We start from the raw sequence: 16,593 nt of genomic DNA, 5'->3' as shown, positions 1-16,593 counted from the left end.
GGGATTAAGTACATAGAGCAGGAAGAATCCTATACTTCAAAGGCAAGCTGCCTTGACCTGGACGATATTCCTGTCTACAATGCCGAAAATCCGTATACTGGTATATTCAGTGGCAAGCGTGTCCAGCGTGGACTGTATCGGTTTGCCGATGGCAGAACTGCAAATGCCGATGTCAACGGGGCGGCAAACATACTTCGCAAAAGTAAGCAGAACTTCGATTTCGAAGAACTGTGTAGAGGGCTTTTGGACAGCCCATTGAGAATAAGGGTATCCTGACAGCTAACTCCTTTGGGATATGTCTGTCGGGCGTTAGTCCGTGTATCAAACTTCTCAAGAATTCCCCACTTCTATAAGTGGGGGAGGTTCAACGTGACTTAGACAGGATTGTCAGTTGTTACGAAATCTATACACAATTCCTACGCTTAAGGTTTGTTATAATGTACTTTGCGCATGTTGACTGGGTGCTTATTTTTACGGCTTGCTGCCGGGAAATCGCTTAGCGGATTTCCGGCAGCAGGCCTAATTTTTTCTTCGTTTTGGAGAGGGTCTTGCGGGCGATGTACTCGGCTTTGTCGGCGCCTTCCTTCATGAGGACTTCGAGGGCTTTTCTATCGGCCATAAGTTCCTTGTATTTTTCGCGGATGGGCTTTAATTCATCGGCTACGGTCTGGCCGACAACGGTCTTGAAGTCGCCATAGCCCTTGCCGTCGAATTCGGCTTCGATTTCCTCCATGGTTTTTCCGGTGATGGCCGAATAGATGGTCATGAGGTTGCTGACGCCAGGCTTGTCCTCGCGGAAGCATACCTTGGCTTCGCTGTCGGTGACAGCGCTCTTGAATTTCTTGAGAATGACATTTTCTTCATCGAGAATGGAAATCGTGGCTTTGGGATTGGTGTCGGACTTGCTCATCTTGCTGGTGGGGTCCTGCAGGCTCATGACGCGGGCACCGGCTTTTGGGAAGTAGCCTTCCGGCAGCTTGAAGATTTCGCCGTAGTTATGGTTGATGCGGGTGGCAATATCACGGGTGAATTCCAAATGCTGGGTCTGGTCAGCGCCTACGGGGACATAGTCGGCCTGATACAGCAGGATGTCGCCGGCCATCAGTGCCGGATAGGTAAAGAGACCGGCGTTGATGTTTTCCGGATGTTTGCTGGATTTATCCTTGAACTGGGTCATGCGGCTGAGTTCACCGAACTGGGCGCAGCAGCTCATGAGCCAGCCCATTTCCGCATGGCTGCGGACATGGCTCTGGACGAAAACCAGGCTCTTTTGCGGGTCAATGCCGCAGGCCAGCAGCAGGGCAAAGGCTTCGAGGGTCTGCTTTTTACGCTGGGACGGGTCGATGTGAATCGTCAGGGAGTGCAGGTCGGCGATAAAGTAGTAGCAGTTGTAGTCCTCCTGCATTTTCTGCCAGTTCTTCACCGCGCCCAGATAGTTGCCCAGGGTAAAGGTGCCTGTGGGCTGAATGCCCGAGAGAATGATTTTTTTGTTTTCCATATGCGTTTGCTCCTTTTGGCCTGTCAGGAACCAAAAAGTCCCCGACAGAAAATAGTTTCTGTCAGGGACGAAATTCTCGCGGTGCCACCCTGTTTCATGGCTGTGCCATGCCCTTAACGAGGTACGAACATACCTCTGACAACTGACGTATGTCTTACGTCGCAGCCTACTGATATGCCTAATGGTAATGTTCGGTGCGCCCTCAGCGGCCCATGCAGCAGTCTGTGTTCTATCCGGTTTTCAGCATCCCGGACTCTCTGGGAGAGCATAACGGCTGTTTTTTCCGCTTCAACGGTTTTCTATAAAATACGAGAAAATAATAGCACGCAGAAAAGGCTTTGTCAAGGCAGAATAGGACAAAGTCTATTTGCGTTAAAGCGATATTCTGTTAAGATAAATAAGTGTGGTCATTTTTTTTATGTTGTTGAAAAAATTTTCAAAACGTGAAAACACGCGGAAACAATTTTGCCTTATACTGTAACCATAGCAGGGGAGAGCTGGTTGATGAGCTCTCGAAGTTCAAAGAAAGAAAGGGAATCATCATGGAAAAACTGATCAAGATGGTAGAGACCTTGAAACCGATGTTTGAAAAGGTTTCCAACAACATCTACCTGCGGGCTATCCGGGATGGCTTTGTAAGCTGCATACCGGTAATCCTGTTTTCGTCCTTATTCATTCTGGTGGCCTGTGTGCCGGAGATCTTCGACTACAAGTGGCCGGAATCCATCAGCAGCGTGCTTTGGCAGGCTTATAACTACAGCATGGGTATGCTGGGCATTCTCATGGTGGCAACCATTGCCAAAAGCCTGACGGACAGCATTAATACGAAGATGCCGAAACTCCGGCAGATTAATGATGTCTCGGTCATGATCGTATCCATTATCTGCTTGCTCTTGTTGGCGGTAGCTCCTGTGGAGGGGGGCATTTCCACGGAGTTCATGGGAACGAAGGGGCTCTTATCCGCTTTTGTGGTAGCGTTTACGGTGCCAAACATTTACAAATTCTTCGTAAAGCGCAATATCACCATCAAGCTGCCCGATGAAGTTCCCCATTATATTGCACAGACTTTTGCTGACCTTATCCCCTTGTCGGTAGCCGTACTGGTTTACTGGATTTTTGGTATCGTCTTTAAGGAAACTACGGGCATGATGTTTGGTGCCTGGGTACTGGAAGTGTTCAAGCCGCTCTTTGTGGCAGCAGATGGTTATATCGGTGTTGCCATCATCTATGGAGCTATGGCGATGTTCTGGTTCATGGGTATTCATGGCCCGTCTATCGTAGAACCGGCAGTAACGGCAATTTATATTGCCAATATCGAAGCGAATCTGCAAATCGTAAGCAACGGCGGTCACGCAGTGAATATCCTTACGCATCCGACCTCGTATTTTGTCGCAACCATTGGCGGCACGGGCGCAACGCTGATGTTCTGTGCGATGTGTGCGTTTATCGCCAAATCCAAACAGCTTAGAGCTGTTGGACGGGCTTCCATTATTCCGGTTACCTTTGCCGTGAACGAACCGATTCTGTTTGGTGCGCCCATCGTTTTGAATCCGGTACTGTTCTTCCCCTTTATCCTGGCACCGATTTTCAATGTATGGATTTTCAAGTTTTTTGTTGATACACTGGGCATGAACTCCTTTACCTATATTCTGCCCTGGACAACTCCGGCCCCCATCGGTCTCATCATCGGTACGGGCTTTGCTAAATTAGCCTTTGTACTGGCTCCCTTGCTCCTCCTGGTAGATGCCGTGCTTTATTATCCGTTCTTCCGGGTTTATGATGCCCAGCTGGTGGAGAAGGAAAAAGCCGGTATTGAGACAGAGGAGGAGACGGTTACAGAAGCAGTGGAAAATGTCGGCGCTCCGGCCGTAGCTGCAGCTGAGCTGCCACAGGAAGAAAAGCGGGTACTGGTACTCTGCGCATCCGGTGCAACCAGTTCCATGCTGGCCAAGGCAATCACTAAAGGCGCGGAAGAGCGTCATGCTCCGGTGGAATCCATTGCTATGGCTTACGGTCAGCATAAAGATATTATCACGGATTTTGACCTTGTCGTGTTAGCACCGCAGATGGCATCTATGTATGATGAGCTGAAGACGGACTGCGAAGCCAAAGGGGTCAAGAGTGCAACGACCAGCGGCCGGGAATATGTAGGGCTTACCCGTGACCCGGAAAAGGCTCTGGATTTTGCCCTCGCGTTGATGGCACATTAATTTAAGTAGGAATAAACTCCTGCTGCCAACTGATACGGTAACAGTGGCAGCAGGAGTATTTTTATACCCCAAAAATGTGAAAACCTTTCCAAAAGGTGAAAACAAAGGGCGAGGGCATTTTCTTATAATGAAATCAAGGTTTTAAGCTGAATAAAAAGAGGAGCGATAAAAATGAAATTACACAATACCAATGATATGTTGCGGGATGCCCAAAAGAAACATTATGCGGTGCCGGCCTTCAATATTCACAATCTGGAAACATTTCAGGTGGTAGTCGATACGGCCAGTGAAATGCATTCGCCGGTAATTATTGCCGCTACGCCATCTACGGTACGTTATGCGGATAAAGATTATCTGGTGGCGCTTACGGAAACGGCTATGGAAAAGTATGATGTGCCAATGTCTTTCCATTTGGATCATCATGAGAATGTGGCGGAAATTGAACATACGGTAGCCGCCGGCTGCCGCAGCGTCATGATTGATGCCTCTCGCCTGCCTTATGATGAAAATGTGGCGAAGGTTAAGGAAGTGGTGGCGTTTGCTCATACCTGCGGTGCTTCCGTGGAAGCCGAACTGGGGAAACTGGTTGGACAGGAGGATGACCTGGTGGTGGAAGATGCAGACAGCGCCTATACCAATCCTGATGATGCGGTGCGTTATGTAGAAGATACCGGGATTGACAGTCTGGCTGTGGCCATCGGTACGGCACATGGGCTTTATAAGGGCACGCCCAAGCTGGACTTTGACCGCTTGACGGAAATCCGCAACCGGGTAGAAATCCCGCTGGTACTCCATGGTGCTTCGGATGTGCCGGATGAACTGGTGCAAAAGGCAATTTCCCTGGGCATCTGCAAGGTAAATGTGGCCACGGATTTGAAAATTCCCTTCTCCAATGCTGTGAAGGAATTTTTCCGGGAAAATCCCGAGGCCAATGACCCGCGTAAGTATATGACACCGGGCAAGGAAGCTATGCGTTCGATCGTGCAGCACAAGATTGAGGTGTGTGGCAGCCAGAACCGCTATTAAGAAAAACTGAGGAAGGGTAAAGGATATGATACTGGTAATAAACCTGAATGCATCATTGGATAAACGCTATGAACTGGTCGATTTTGCCAAGGGAAAAATCGTGCGGGCAAAATCCGTGGATAATACGCCGGGCGGGAAGGGCATTCATGTGGCAAACGTAGATACCATCTTAGGAGAAGAGACGGTGGTAACCGGCTTTTTGGGAGGCAAGACCGGCGAATTGATAGCAGGAAAACTTGAGGATTATGGAATAAACGGAGATTTTGTGGATGTGGCAGGAGAAACCCGTTCCTGTTTGGCGATTCTTACCGAGGATGGCGCGCAGACAGAGATTTTGGAGCCGGGGCCGGAAGTCAGTCTGGAGGAATTAAAAAAGTTCCGCAAAAAATATGCGGAACTTCTGGACAAAGCGGATATCGTGGTGGCCTCTGGCAGTGTGCCGCAAGGCGTGCCGGTAGATTTTTATGCTGAGTTAATCGAGGATGCTCATGCAGCCGGGAAGAAATTCCTGTTGGACACCAGCGGCGATTTGCTGGCGCGGGGAATATCGGCAAAACCGGATTTCATCAAGCCCAACCGGGATGAGATTGAGGCTTTGCGCGGTTATCGTCTGCATAGTGAGGCAGATGTGGTGCGGGAAATACGTCACTTTTTGGATGAAGGGATTGAAATGGCAGCAATTTCTCTGGGAAGTCAGGGGTCGCTGGTTGGCGTTGAAGGCGGTATCTATCGGGTTACCGTACCGGAAATTGACTGTCAGAACCCTGTAGGGTCAGGAGACTCTTACGTTGCGGGGATTGCTGCAGGACTTCAGCGCAAACTGCCGGTTGAAGAAATTTTGCGGCTGGGTGCCGCCTGTGGAACAGCCAATGCGCTGGAGGCAGAAAGCGGATATGTGCAAAAGCAGATTGTTGAGGATTTGCTGCCCCGGATTGCTATAGAAAAAATTGCCTGATTGATTAGATAGCGTGAGCAAAGTATTCTTAAAAGTAATGTTCCCTGCGATAGGCCGCCTCTTTGTGGGCGGCTTTTTCCCGTTCTTCTTCCTGCTGCTTGGTCAGATAATCGATGATGATACGACTGATGACGTAGATGGGCAATCGGGAGGTGGCATCAACATTTTTGATGGATACATGGCTGTGTTTAAAACCGTATATGGCAAGATGGGCGATACGGGCGAGTGGTGTATCCGGTGCCCCACAGGTAATGGTTACAATTCGTGCGCCCAAGGAGGCGGCATTTTCAGCGGCAGTGAGCAATTCCGGGGTCTTTCCGGACAGACTGAAAATAATGACCAGCTCCTGATTTTTCATGCGGCGGGTTACATCCTGCATAATGGATGGGTCGGAATTGGCAAAGACATTAAAGCCCTGCAGCTGGAGCTTCAAGGCAAATTCATCCGCAACGTGTTCGGTAAGCCCACGAGACAGAAGATAAATGCGCTTTGCCTGTCGGATTTCCCGGACTACGGCGAGAATGGTTTCTATGTTTAGTTGTTCGATGGTCTGGGTTACTTCGGTCAGACTTTTGTTGAAAATTTCATTAACGGCGATATTGTCCTTGTGCACGGTGGTCTTTTGGGTGATGATATAGCGCAACTCGGCAAAGCCGGAAATCCCACATTTTTTGATGGTTCGGCTGACCGTTGCCGGTGAGGAATAGGTGGCCTCTGCCACATCGCTGATGGACATGGAGGATATTTTCTCCGCATTCATATTGATGAAGCCAATGACTTTTTGTTCGGTCTCGGTCAAATGTTCATGAAAATCGTGGTCAATTTTAATTAACATAATTCATCAACTCCTTGAAATTCATTATCTTTTATTATAACGCCGTTGTTCCGGTTTTGCCATAGGCGAAAATCCTTTCAAATGATGAAAACCAAACAGGTTCTCTGACGGCTATAATAAAAGCATAGTAAACGTTATCCCCTTAAACATTTAGTGAGAAAGGAAGCTGTGATTATGAAAGTTGCATTAGCTGCGAATACGGACGGTGAAAAACTCAAGAACACCATTAAGGAGTACCTGGAGAGCAAAGGCTATGAGATAGAGGACTTTTCGAATCAGGATATTTTTACGGCTACGGAAAATGTGGTGACGGCCATTCAGGAGAAGGGAATTACCCGCGGCATAATTGTGGATGATTATGGTGTGGCTCCCTTTATGATTGCGGCCAAGCATCATGGCATTGTGTGTGCACCCACCTATGAAGATTATACCTCTTCGATGACGCGCCATCATAACAGCACGCAGATTATTACGCTGGGGGCCAATGTGACGGCTGAAAAGCTCTCCTGCCAGCTGGCTGAGAATTTTGTTAAGACGGAATACGATGGCGGGCGGCATCAGATTCGTATCGATATGCTGAACCGTGAATGCTGACAGACGACTTTTGAGGAGGAAAACACGATGAAAATTGCCATTGGCTGTGACCATATTGTGACCGATATTAAAATCAAGGCGGCGGAATTCTTAAAGAAACAGGGGCATGAAGTTATCGATGTGGGTACTTATGATTTTATCCGCACGCATTATCCCATCTATGGCCGGAAAGTGGGGAAACTGGTGGCCACAGGTGAAGTGGATTTAGGCGTATGTATCTGTGGTACCGGTATTGGCATCAATAATGCGGCCCAAAAGGTGAAAGGCGTACGGGCTGCTTGTGTGGCTGATGTACAGACTGCTGTTGCCGCTAAGGAAAACCTGAATGCCAATGTTATCGGCTGTGGCGGCCGTGTTATCGGCATCGGCAGCATTGAATATATTTTGGAAGCCTTTTTGAAAGCCGAGTACAAGCCTACTCCGGAAAAGGAGGCTCTGATTGCCAAGATTGATGGCTTGATTGGCGAAAATGACTGCATCGAAAATGACCATTTGTTTGATGAGTACCTGCAAAAGTGGGATGAAGGTTACTACCATGATTGATAAGTGGTATAATTAAAGGAAAAAACGGGAGTGATATTTTATGGCTATGACGAAAGATGAAATGGCTATGATTGCAATGGAGATTGTGGCTTATGCAGGCGATGCCCGGACTAAGTTCCTTGCGGCGATGGATGCAATCAGTGAGAAGGATTTTGCTAAGGCAGAAGCTTTAATCAAGGAAGGTGATGACTTGATTCTTAATGCGCATAATCAGCAGACAGAACTCATCACCAAGGAGGCAGCAGGGGAAGAAATCGAAATTGGTTTCCTCACTGTCCATGCTCAGGATCATTTGATGACGGCGATGCTGCTTTCGGATATGGATAAACGCTTTATCAAGATGTTCAAGGAGAAATGAGGTGTAGACATGGCACAGAAATTTCCCGATGGGTTTATCTTTGGCGGCGCTACGGCAGCTTATCAGGTAGAGGGCGCAACCCGTGAAGATGGGCGCGGCCCTTGTGTCTGGGATGAATATATGAATCGTCCCGGAGCGCGCTTCAATGCTGACCCGGCCAGTGACTTCTATCATCAATATAAGCAGGATTTGCAATTGGCTCATGATTTTCATATAAACGGCATTCGCATATCGCTGTCCTGGACACGCATTCTTCCCGATGGTGAGGGAAAGGTCAATCAGGCAGGTATCGATTACTATAACAAGCTTATTGACGAATGCATCCGGCAGGGCGTAGAGCCGTTTGTAACCCTTCATCATTTTGATACACCGTTACCCTTTTTTCAAAACGGGCATTGGCTGAACCGGGATTTGATTGATAAATTCGTGGCATATGCCAAAATCTGTTTTGAAGCCTTTGGCGACCGGGTGATGAAATGGGCTACCTTCAATGAGCCGTGGTCGATTGCCCAGAATGGCTATCTGGCAGGCAATTTTCCCCCGCATGAAACCTTCCAGATTGAAAAAGCTATTCAAATTGAGCATAATTTGATGGTAGCCCATGCAAAGGCGTTGAATCTTTACAAGAGCATGAATTTGCCGGGAAGAATAGGTATTGTTCATACGTTGGAGGGCAAGGAAGCCATCACCGATACGCCGAAAAACAACCACGCCCGTGATTTGGATGATGCCATTTCCAACCGTTTCATGCTGGATGCCTGTTATTTAGGCCGCTATTCGGAAACTACGATGGGCTTCATCAATGAAATCCTGCAGAAGAATGGTGGCAGCCTGCTTACCGAAGAACAGGACTTTGTGGAATTTGCCAAGGCTGCAGCACAGATTGACTTTTTGGGCATGAATTATTATTCCAGCCATTTCCTGCAGGCTTATGAGGGCGAAAGCCAGGTGGTCAACAACAGTACCGGGGAAAAGGGCACCAGCGTCTTTTGCCTGAAAAGCATTGGCGCGCGGGTCAGCAACTCTGCAGTTCCGACTACCGATTGGGATTGGCCGATTTATCCGGAAGGGATGTATAAGCAGCTGAAGCGTATAGCGCGTGATTATCCCAATTATAAAGAAATCTTCATTTCGGAAAATGGTATGGGGTATAAAGATGATTTCGTGGATGGAAAAATCGATGATACACCCCGTATAGAATATGTTACCCGGCATTTGGAAGCTGTATTGAAGGCCATTAGCGAAGGCGTACATGTGGGCGGTTATTATATCTGGAGCTTGATGGATGTGCTGTCCTGGAGTAATGGCTATAGCAAGCGCTACGGCTTATTCTATGTCGATTATGCCACACAGAAGCGTTATCCCAAGAAAAGCGCTTATTGGTATAAGGCCATGAGCCGGCGGGGCGAAATTGTTGGTGCAGATGACATTGCCGATTAAGTATAGAAAAAAATAAGAAAACGTTTACAAAAAACACTTGACATTCCCTTAACACAAGCGTAAACTAGAAATAACAAAAGGAAATGCGGTGCGAGTTGGTCCGCAAAACGATGAACTTGCACCGCATTTCAGAAAAGAAAATGGAAAACGTTTACATATAATATAGGAGGCTATGACATGGAAAAGGAAAATGAAATTCTGGCAAAGATGGAAGAGGAGTTCGCTGCGAAGTTTGGTGCGCAGGAAACGCGGGCTTATTTTTCTCCGGGACGTGTTAATCTGATTGGTGAACACACCGATTACAATGGCGGCCATGTGTTCCCCTGTGCCATTTCGCTGGGCACTTATGCGCTGGTGGCTGACCGTGCCGATAACAAGACGCGGATTTACTCCATGAACCTTGCGGACAAGGGTGTCATTGAATTTGCTATGTCAGGCCTCAGCTATGATAAGGAAAAGAATTGGGCCAACTATCCCATGGGCGTAGTTAAAGTCTTTGAAGATGCCGGTCATAAGGCTTCCCATGGCTTTGATATTCTGGTTTACGGCACGCTGCCCAATGGTTCCGGCCTTTCCTCCTCGGCATCCATCGAAGTGCTGACGGCGCTTATCCTCAATGACGCTTTCGGTTTCGGTCTGGATATGGTAGAAATGGTAAAACTTTCTCAGAAAGCAGAAAACACCTTTGTGGGCGTAAACTGCGGCATTATGGACCAGTTCGCCGTTGGTATGGGCAAGAAGGACTGCGCAATCCTTTTGGACTGCAATACGCTTTCCTATCGTTACAGCAAAATTGCCTTGGAAGGTGCCAGCATTGTGATTTCCAATACCAATAAGCCGCACAGCCTGGCCTCCAGCGCTTATAATGTACGCCGTGCACAGTGTGAACACGCGCTGAACGAATTGAAGGAAGTAAAGCCGGAACTGAATGCTTTGGGCGAGCTTTCCAATGAAGCGTTCAATCAGCTGGCCGGTGCCATCAGCGAACCGCTGGAACGTCAGCGTGCGCGTCATGCAGTGCTCGAAAACAACCGTACACTTGAAGCTGTAGAAGCATTGGAAGGCGACGATGTGGTTAAATTCGGCAAGCTGATGAATGAATCCCATTACTCTCTGCGCGATGATTACGATGTGACGGGCAAGGAACTCGATACTTTGGCAGAGCTTGCCTGGCAGATTGATGGGGTTATCGGTTCCCGTATGACGGGCGCAGGCTTTGGCGGCTGTACGGTAAGCCTCGTGAAGAATGAAGCCATCGAAGCGTTCAAGGAAAAAGTGGGCAAGGCTTATACGGAGAAGATTGGCTATGCACCGAGCTTCTATGTGGCCAACATTGCCGATGGTACGCATCGAATTAAGTAAGAAAACATTTTCTAGAAAACAGACGGAAAGCATGCTAAAATAGAAAGCGATTTCTGTGTGATACTGTGTGGAATAGAGAAAAGGAGCGTAGACTCATGTCGATTCTTGTTTGCGGCGGCGCCGGCTATATCGGTTCCCATGCCGTTCATCAGTTAGTGGAAAAGGGCGAAGACGTTGTTATCGTGGATAATCTGCAGACCGGTCATCGGGATGCCCTGAACCCCAAGGCTAAATTTTACGAAGGGGATATCCGCGAAGCATCTGTGCTCGACAAAATCTTCACGGAAAACAAAATTGAAGCCGTTATCCATTTCGCTGCCAATTCGCTGGTCGGCGAAAGCATGGAGAAACCGCTGAAATACTTTAACAACAACGTCTATGGTATGCAGGTGCTCTTGGAAGCAATGGTTCGCCATCATGTGGACAAGATTGTGTTCTCCTCCACGGCTGCCGTATACGGCGAGCCGAAGAAAATCCCCATCATGGAAGACGATGAAACCTGCCCGACCAACACCTATGGCGAAAGCAAGCTCACGATGGAAAAGATGATGAAATGGGTCAGCCGTGCAGATGGCATCCGCTATGTGTCCCTGCGTTACTTCAATGCCGCAGGCGCTCTGGACGATGGTTCCATCGGTGAAGACCATCATCCGGAAACGCATCTGATTCCGCTTATCCTGCAGGTTCCTCTGGGCAAGCGCGACCATATCACGGTCTTTGGTGACGACTACGCTACGCCGGACGGCACCTGCCTGCGCGATTACATCCATGTAATCGACCTCGCCGATGCGCATGTGCTGGCACTCGAATACCTGCGCAAGGGCGGCGACAGCAATATCTTCAACCTCGGCAATGGTCAGGGCTTCTCCGTTAAGGAAATGATTGAAGCCGCAAAGGAAGCCACGGGCAAGGACATCAAGGTGGAAATGGGCGCCCGCCGTGCCGGCGACCCCGCACAGCTTATTGCTTCGAGTGAAAAGGCCAGAAAAATCTTAGGCTGGAATCCCCGCTATACGGATGTAAAGCAGGTTATCGGTACAGCCTGGAACTGGCATCAGAAACATCCCAATGGATATGAAAAATAAGCGGTGAAGTAGAAATGAACATCAACACAGAAATCAACCGTCTGCTGAACTTCGCTAAGCAGCGCGGTCTAATAAGCGAAGACGATTATTATTACAGTGCCAATCTCCTCATTGACGTTTTACACGTCGGGGAGTTTGTGCCGGAAGATATAGAAGAAAATTTAGAAACGGCTGCACCCATTCTGGCCAATCTGCTGGATTTTGCGGTGCAGGAAAAACTTATCGAAGATACGGTCAGCGAGCGGGATTTATTCGATACCCGTCTGATGAACTGCGTTATGCCTCGTCCTTCGGAAGTGGTGCGCAGATTTCAGAGCGACTATGCCCGCGCGCCGAAAGCGGCTACGGACAATTTCTACAAGATGAGCATTGCCTCCAATTACATCCGCAAGGACAGGATTGACAAGAACATCGTTTGGCAGACAGCTACGGAATTTGGCGATTTGGATATTACCATTAATCTGTCCAAGCCGGAAAAGGACCCGCGGGATATTGCCAAGGCAAAACTTGTAAAATCCAGCTCCTATCCGCAGTGCCTCCTTTGCCGGGAAAACGAAGGCTTTGCCGGTCATGCCGGTCATCCGGCGCGGCAGACACACCGCCTGATTCCCTTGCGGCTGGCATCCCATCGCTGGTTTATGCAATACTCCCCGTATACCTATTACAATGAGCATTGCATTGTGCTGAACCGCAAGCATATTCCCATGAAGGTAAACCGCAAGAGCTTTGAAAACCTGTTGGATTTTGTGACCATCTTCCCGCATTATTTCTTGGGTTCCAATGCGGATTTACCGATTGTAGGCGGCTCGATTCTGTCCCATGACCACTATCAGGGCGGCCGCTATGACTTTGCCATGGCCAAGGCGCCGGTGGAACGCACCTACAGCGTGAAGGGCTACGAACAGGTGAAGATTGGCCGCGTAAAATGGCCGATGTCCACTATTCGCTTGACGGGTGAGGATCGGGAAGAACTTACGGATTTGGCGGAAAAAATCCTGAACAAATGGCGCGCTTACAGTGATGAAAGCGTGGGAATTCTGGCCGAAAGCGATGGTCAGCCCCATAATACCATTACGCCGATTGCCCGCCGCCGTGGCAATGCCTATGAACTCGACTTGGTTCTGCGCAATAACCGCACGAGTGACGAGCATCCGCTGGGCATTTTCCATCCGCATGCAGAAGTTCATCATATCAAGAAGGAAAACATCGGTCTTATCGAAGTCATGGGGCTGGCGGTATTGCCTGCACGTCTGAAACAGGAAATGCACCATTTGGGACAGGAATTGGTTCGTGGCACAGCAGATGTTTCCGGCATTGAGGAACTCCAGAAGCATGCTGACTGGTATAAGATGCTGCGGGAAAAATATCCGACGGTAACGGAGGATAAAGTCGCTGGCATTTTGCAGGCAGAAATCGGTGAGGTCTTTAAGACGGTACTGGTTCATGCCGGTGTTTACAAGCGCAATGAGCAGGGATTGGCCGCTTTCGATAAGTTTATGCAAGTTGTTTCTGAAGACGAATAATCGACAGAAAGCAGGTTTTCATGGACGTGAAAAAACAGGCCACCATTGTGGATGTGGCGAAGAAAGCGGGGGTGTCGGTTGCCACGGTTTCGCGGGTGGTGAATGGTAATTATCCGGTGAAACAGGACACGAAGGAACGGGTTAAGGAGGCCATCAGCAGCCTTAACTATGTGCCCAATGTTCAGGCCAGAGAGCTCAATACCCGCAAATCCTCCACGATTGGCGTGGTGGTGCCGGGGCTGCACAATATGTTCTTTGCCGAAGTTATTGACGGCATCGAAGATGCTGTTCGTCAGGATGGGTTTTCCTTCCTGCTGAACTGTGCCAAGAATGACCCGATGCAGGAAATGAATGCCATTAATGCTTTGGTAGCCCGCAATGTGTCGGGGATTATCGTCATCAGTCCCAACACGAAGAATATCAGTGAGCGCTTTTATGAAGAACTGGTGGCACGGGTGCCGCTCGTGTTTATCAACGGTTATCACCGCATCAAGGGCGTTTCCTATGTGGGCAATGATGAAAAGCTGGGCTCGCAGATGGCGCTGGAATATCTGTCCGGGCTGGGACATAAGGATATTATGTTCGTCCGCGGGGCCAATTCCGACTCCTACGATATCAAGGAAGAAGCCTATCGTCAGTTTATGGAAGAAAACGGCTCGCTGCGGGAAGACTATATCCTCAACATCGGTGAAGGCAACGGTGTGGAAACGGTAGATTCAGCCATGAATGCTTTGCAGGGGCTGATTCCCCGCTTAAAGCCGACGGCGATTTGCTGCTGCAACGATTTGATGGCCGTAGGTGCGCTGAACGCTTGCAAGCGTTTGGGGTTATCTGTACCGCAGGATATTTCCATCATGGGGTACGATAATATCTCCCTGTCCCGGCTCGTGGAACCGAAAATCACCACCATGGACCAGAATATGTTCCAGCTGGGCAGCAATGCCGCTAAACTGCTGATTGAAAATATTCATGGCGGACAGAGCAAGCGGATTATGCTGGATAATGTGCTGATTGAGAGGGAGACGACAGGGGCTTCCCGGTAGTTGCGTTAGGATAACATCATAGAGATAAGGCGCCCGTGGGGCCGGTAATATTTTTCCTTCGCCATAGACAGGCTTGTCAAAAGCTGCGGAAAAACATCACCGGCACCACGGGCTTATTGCGTATATTACAAAGATGTGCTAAGGCATCCCGTAGAGGAGATAGGTATGGTAGATACTAAGGCGAAAGTTACTGCCGCCCTTCCCACGTCTTTTAGTTGCGGATGCTGGACTTTGTAACCACGCGATTTCGGCCGCTTTCCTTTGCGATATAAAGCGCTTCGTCAGCCCGTTTCACAAAGGAATTCATATCATCGCCCTCCATGATGCTGGTGACGCCAAAACTCATGGTCACGTGCCGCACCACCACATAGCAGTTGGCTTCCACCTGCAGGCGCAGCTTTTCCGCAAATTCCTTGGCTTTTTCCAGATCCGTGTCCGGAAGTAAATATAAGAATTCCTCTCCGCCCCAGCGTCCGAAAACGTGCTGGGGCTGTAAATTATCCTTGATTAAATCCACAGTCGTCCGCAAAACCATATCCCCAACGTCATGGCCGTAGGTGTCATTGACGTGCTTAAAATGGTCGATATCCATAAAAATCAACGAAATCGGTCTATGGTCATCTTCGCTGAGTACTATTGCCTCATTTATTTTGTGCTCCAGCTCCCAGCGATTATAGATTCGCGTAAGGCGGTCGGTATAAGCAATTTTTCCCAATTCCCTGTTGAGCTGGTCCAGTTCCAGCGATGTTTTCTCAAGAAAATGCAGAATCCTATCCACAAAAGGAATAACTTCATTTTCCTGTTCCTCCGGGTATGTTTTTTCATCTGTTATCTTTATACAGGTACGAATCTCGTCCCGGGAAGAAGCGTTTTCGGTGAGGCCCACAGCGACTAAGGCACTGTTTAAGACATTGCCGCCAATAGGGGCAAAGAATAGCTCAGCATAGCCCACCGCCACAGATAATTCCGGCGAATACTTCCGGAATTTGTCGGGCTCGTGTCTTGCCTGGTCTTTGAGAAAACGAACCCGATTCCCACATTCAAATAAGAATACAGCCTCGGGGTTGAATTTTTTCAGGTTCTGAACCGATTGGTCAATGATGTTGAACAGGTTGTCTGGATTTCCATAGGAAAGCCGGAATTTCGCACCTTTTTCCACACCGGCGGTAAAATGGATAGAGCCATCCTCACCACAGGCAAAGGGAACGCGGGCAAAGATGCAGTCATTATGCGAAAATATCAAAGGAAATTCACATACATTATGGACAAAGTACTTGTTGGGCTTTACGTTCAGGTACTTGGAGTAAACCTCCGTTGCCGGTTTGTGGTCAATCTCGGTTATGATGTGGTCGCCTTCTGTTTTGGTTATTCGCATCTTCAAGCCAATTTCCTTGAAGCCAAGGCAGTTGTCCATATAGAGATGCAAATCTTCCCCGGCAAAGACGATGGCCACAATGCCATTGGCGTGGGTGCTTCTGCCATATACCAGCGCCGTATTCAAGGCCCTTATGCTGCGTCCGGCCTTGGCACCGAAGAGGGGAAGCTTATGATGGCTGAATTCGTTGGTAAAAGCATTTATGACGGCACTGCCACAGGAATAGCAGACCAACATACATCTGGCATCATAGATATCCTCCAGCTCATTATTCAGGATACGCCCCGCCACGAACCCGGTTTCATGGTTCATATCAAAGTCAAAGGCCAGTAGCCTGGTGGTTTGAAAATAAGTGACATTCAGTTCAATGGGCTCATCCTTGATATCAAACTCCTGGTCCGCAATATTAGCGCAGGTAAGCCCTACGAGACAGGCCTTTTCACAGGCTGCATGAAGGTACGCGATAATTTCCTCATCAGCAGTGTCAATCTTGGGATTATAGAGCTGTAAAAGAATACCGGATGCATTTCTATAAGCATTGCTGGAAGTTATTTCGGCGGCAATGCTTTCTAATTCATCAAATGTGTGGAATACATATTTTTTTTGAAGCATGGTTCTCTCACTCCTTTTTACTTTTAGGTAAGCTGATGATTCGATTAATATCTTAATTCCACATGGAGGTTCTTTGTACCTGCATATGTTTTAGGATAATGAGCTATTTTTATTTGGATAAATTCATTAAAAGA

Annotated in this window: 14 protein-coding genes, 1 pseudogene and 1 other annotated feature; of the genes and pseudogenes, 12 read left to right on the top strand and 3 right to left on the bottom strand. The window is 48.4% G+C overall.

Annotated features, from left to right (window positions below):
* Positions 1-276: pseudogene (locus G598_RS0112625) on the top strand (hypothetical protein); the annotation flags it as partial.
* A gap of 220 nt (positions 277-496) precedes the next feature.
* Here the strand turns inward: G598_RS0112625 and trpS are convergent.
* Positions 497-1,498 (bottom strand): tryptophan--tRNA ligase, encoded by a 1,002-nt coding sequence (gene trpS, locus G598_RS0112620; protein ID WP_026767268.1) that lies wholly within the window; start codon positions 1,496-1,498, stop codon positions 497-499.
* A gap of 60 nt (positions 1,499-1,558) precedes the next feature.
* Positions 1,559-1,799 (bottom strand) — a binding site (T-box leader).
* 241 nt (positions 1,800-2,040) lie between these two features.
* Between trpS and G598_RS0112615 the strand changes: the two genes are divergently transcribed.
* The 3 genes from G598_RS0112615 to G598_RS0112605 all read left to right on the top strand — a co-directional run bounded on the left by G598_RS0112615 (position 2,041) and on the right by G598_RS0112605 (position 5,689).
* Positions 2,041-3,708, top strand: a complete 1,668-nt coding sequence (locus tag G598_RS0112615) for a PTS lactose transporter subunit IIBC (protein WP_026767267.1) — start codon at positions 2,041-2,043, stop codon at positions 3,706-3,708.
* A gap of 171 nt (positions 3,709-3,879) precedes the next feature.
* Positions 3,880-4,734: a tagatose bisphosphate family class II aldolase gene (locus tag G598_RS0112610; protein ID WP_026767266.1), complete on the top strand. Its 855-nt coding sequence runs from the start codon at positions 3,880-3,882 to the stop codon at positions 4,732-4,734.
* Positions 4,735-4,759: 25 nt separating this feature from the next.
* On the top strand, positions 4,760-5,689 hold the full coding sequence (locus G598_RS0112605) for a 1-phosphofructokinase family hexose kinase (protein WP_026767265.1): 930 nt from the start codon (positions 4,760-4,762) through the stop codon (positions 5,687-5,689).
* 28 nt (positions 5,690-5,717) lie between these two features.
* On the opposite strand, the gene G598_RS0112600 is transcribed toward G598_RS0112605, so the two are convergent.
* Positions 5,718-6,524, bottom strand: coding sequence for a MurR/RpiR family transcriptional regulator (locus G598_RS0112600; RefSeq protein WP_026767264.1), 807 nt, complete (start codon positions 6,522-6,524; stop codon positions 5,718-5,720).
* Between the two features lie 174 nt (positions 6,525-6,698).
* Here G598_RS0112600 and G598_RS0112595 point away from each other — a divergent pair, with 174 nt between their 5' ends.
* The 8 genes from G598_RS0112595 (at position 6,699) to G598_RS0112560 (ending at position 14,472) form a co-directional block, all read left to right on the top strand.
* A complete protein-coding gene (locus G598_RS0112595; RefSeq protein WP_026767263.1) occupies positions 6,699-7,118 on the top strand; it encodes an RpiB/LacA/LacB family sugar-phosphate isomerase in 420 nt (139 codons plus the stop codon).
* Between the two features lie 27 nt (positions 7,119-7,145).
* Entirely contained in the window at positions 7,146-7,661 is a 516-nt protein-coding gene (lacB, locus tag G598_RS0112590; RefSeq protein WP_026767262.1) for a galactose-6-phosphate isomerase subunit LacB, read from the top strand.
* A 40-nt stretch (positions 7,662-7,701) separates the two neighbouring features.
* Positions 7,702-8,019, top strand: a complete 318-nt coding sequence (locus G598_RS0112585) for a PTS lactose/cellobiose transporter subunit IIA (RefSeq protein WP_102012102.1) — start codon at positions 7,702-7,704, stop codon at positions 8,017-8,019.
* Between the two features lie 9 nt (positions 8,020-8,028).
* Positions 8,029-9,459 carry a 6-phospho-beta-galactosidase gene (lacG, locus tag G598_RS0112580; RefSeq protein WP_026767260.1) on the top strand — a complete coding sequence of 477 codons (1,431 nt, stop codon included), beginning with the start codon at positions 8,029-8,031 and terminating at the stop codon, positions 9,457-9,459.
* Between the two features lie 177 nt (positions 9,460-9,636).
* The gene (locus tag G598_RS0112575; RefSeq protein ID WP_037364276.1) at positions 9,637-10,821 is read left to right on the top strand and encodes a galactokinase; all 1,185 of its coding nucleotides are present in this window, start codon (positions 9,637-9,639) and stop codon (positions 10,819-10,821) included.
* A gap of 95 nt (positions 10,822-10,916) precedes the next feature.
* Positions 10,917-11,906 carry a UDP-glucose 4-epimerase GalE gene (galE, locus tag G598_RS0112570; RefSeq protein ID WP_026767258.1) on the top strand — a complete coding sequence of 330 codons (990 nt, stop codon included), beginning with the start codon at positions 10,917-10,919 and terminating at the stop codon, positions 11,904-11,906.
* 14 nt (positions 11,907-11,920) lie between these two features.
* Positions 11,921-13,429 (top strand): UDP-glucose--hexose-1-phosphate uridylyltransferase, encoded by a 1,509-nt coding sequence (galT, locus tag G598_RS0112565; protein ID WP_026767257.1) that lies wholly within the window; start codon positions 11,921-11,923, stop codon positions 13,427-13,429.
* A 20-nt stretch (positions 13,430-13,449) separates the two neighbouring features.
* Entirely contained in the window at positions 13,450-14,472 is a 1,023-nt protein-coding gene (locus tag G598_RS0112560) for a LacI family DNA-binding transcriptional regulator (protein WP_026767256.1), read from the top strand.
* A gap of 211 nt (positions 14,473-14,683) precedes the next feature.
* On the opposite strand, the gene G598_RS18730 is transcribed toward G598_RS0112560, so the two are convergent.
* On the bottom strand, positions 14,684-16,459 hold the full coding sequence (locus G598_RS18730; protein WP_026767255.1) for a sensor domain-containing diguanylate cyclase: 1,776 nt from the start codon (positions 16,457-16,459) through the stop codon (positions 14,684-14,686).
* Between the last annotated feature and the right edge of the window lie 134 nt (positions 16,460-16,593).

The sequence above is a fragment of the Selenomonas ruminantium subsp. ruminantium ATCC 12561 genome, assembly GCF_000424065.1.
Taxonomy (GTDB): Bacteria; Bacillota; Negativicutes; order Selenomonadales; family Selenomonadaceae; genus Selenomonas_A; species Selenomonas_A ruminantium.
This window is presented reverse-complemented; position numbering and strand designations above follow the sequence as displayed.

Coding starts and splice junctions, on each gene's coding strand:
- trpS (WP_026767268.1), bottom strand. CDS start 1,498: ATGGAAAACAAAAAAATCATTCTCTCGGGCATTCAGCCCACAGGCACC.
- G598_RS0112615 (WP_026767267.1), top strand. CDS start 2,041: ATGGAAAAACTGATCAAGATGGTAGAGACCTTGAAACCGATGTTTGAA.
- G598_RS0112610 (WP_026767266.1), top strand. CDS start 3,880: ATGAAATTACACAATACCAATGATATGTTGCGGGATGCCCAAAAGAAA.
- G598_RS0112605 (WP_026767265.1), top strand. CDS start 4,760: ATGATACTGGTAATAAACCTGAATGCATCATTGGATAAACGCTATGAA.
- G598_RS0112600 (WP_026767264.1), bottom strand. CDS start 6,524: ATGTTAATTAAAATTGACCACGATTTTCATGAACATTTGACCGAGACC.
- G598_RS0112595 (WP_026767263.1), top strand. CDS start 6,699: ATGAAAGTTGCATTAGCTGCGAATACGGACGGTGAAAAACTCAAGAAC.
- lacB (WP_026767262.1), top strand. CDS start 7,146: ATGAAAATTGCCATTGGCTGTGACCATATTGTGACCGATATTAAAATC.
- G598_RS0112585 (WP_102012102.1), top strand. CDS start 7,702: ATGGCTATGACGAAAGATGAAATGGCTATGATTGCAATGGAGATTGTG.
- lacG (WP_026767260.1), top strand. CDS start 8,029: ATGGCACAGAAATTTCCCGATGGGTTTATCTTTGGCGGCGCTACGGCA.
- G598_RS0112575 (WP_037364276.1), top strand. CDS start 9,637: ATGGAAAAGGAAAATGAAATTCTGGCAAAGATGGAAGAGGAGTTCGCT.
- galE (WP_026767258.1), top strand. CDS start 10,917: ATGTCGATTCTTGTTTGCGGCGGCGCCGGCTATATCGGTTCCCATGCC.
- galT (WP_026767257.1), top strand. CDS start 11,921: ATGAACATCAACACAGAAATCAACCGTCTGCTGAACTTCGCTAAGCAG.
- G598_RS0112560 (WP_026767256.1), top strand. CDS start 13,450: ATGGACGTGAAAAAACAGGCCACCATTGTGGATGTGGCGAAGAAAGCG.
- G598_RS18730 (WP_026767255.1), bottom strand. CDS start 16,459: ATGCTTCAAAAAAAATATGTATTCCACACATTTGATGAATTAGAAAGC.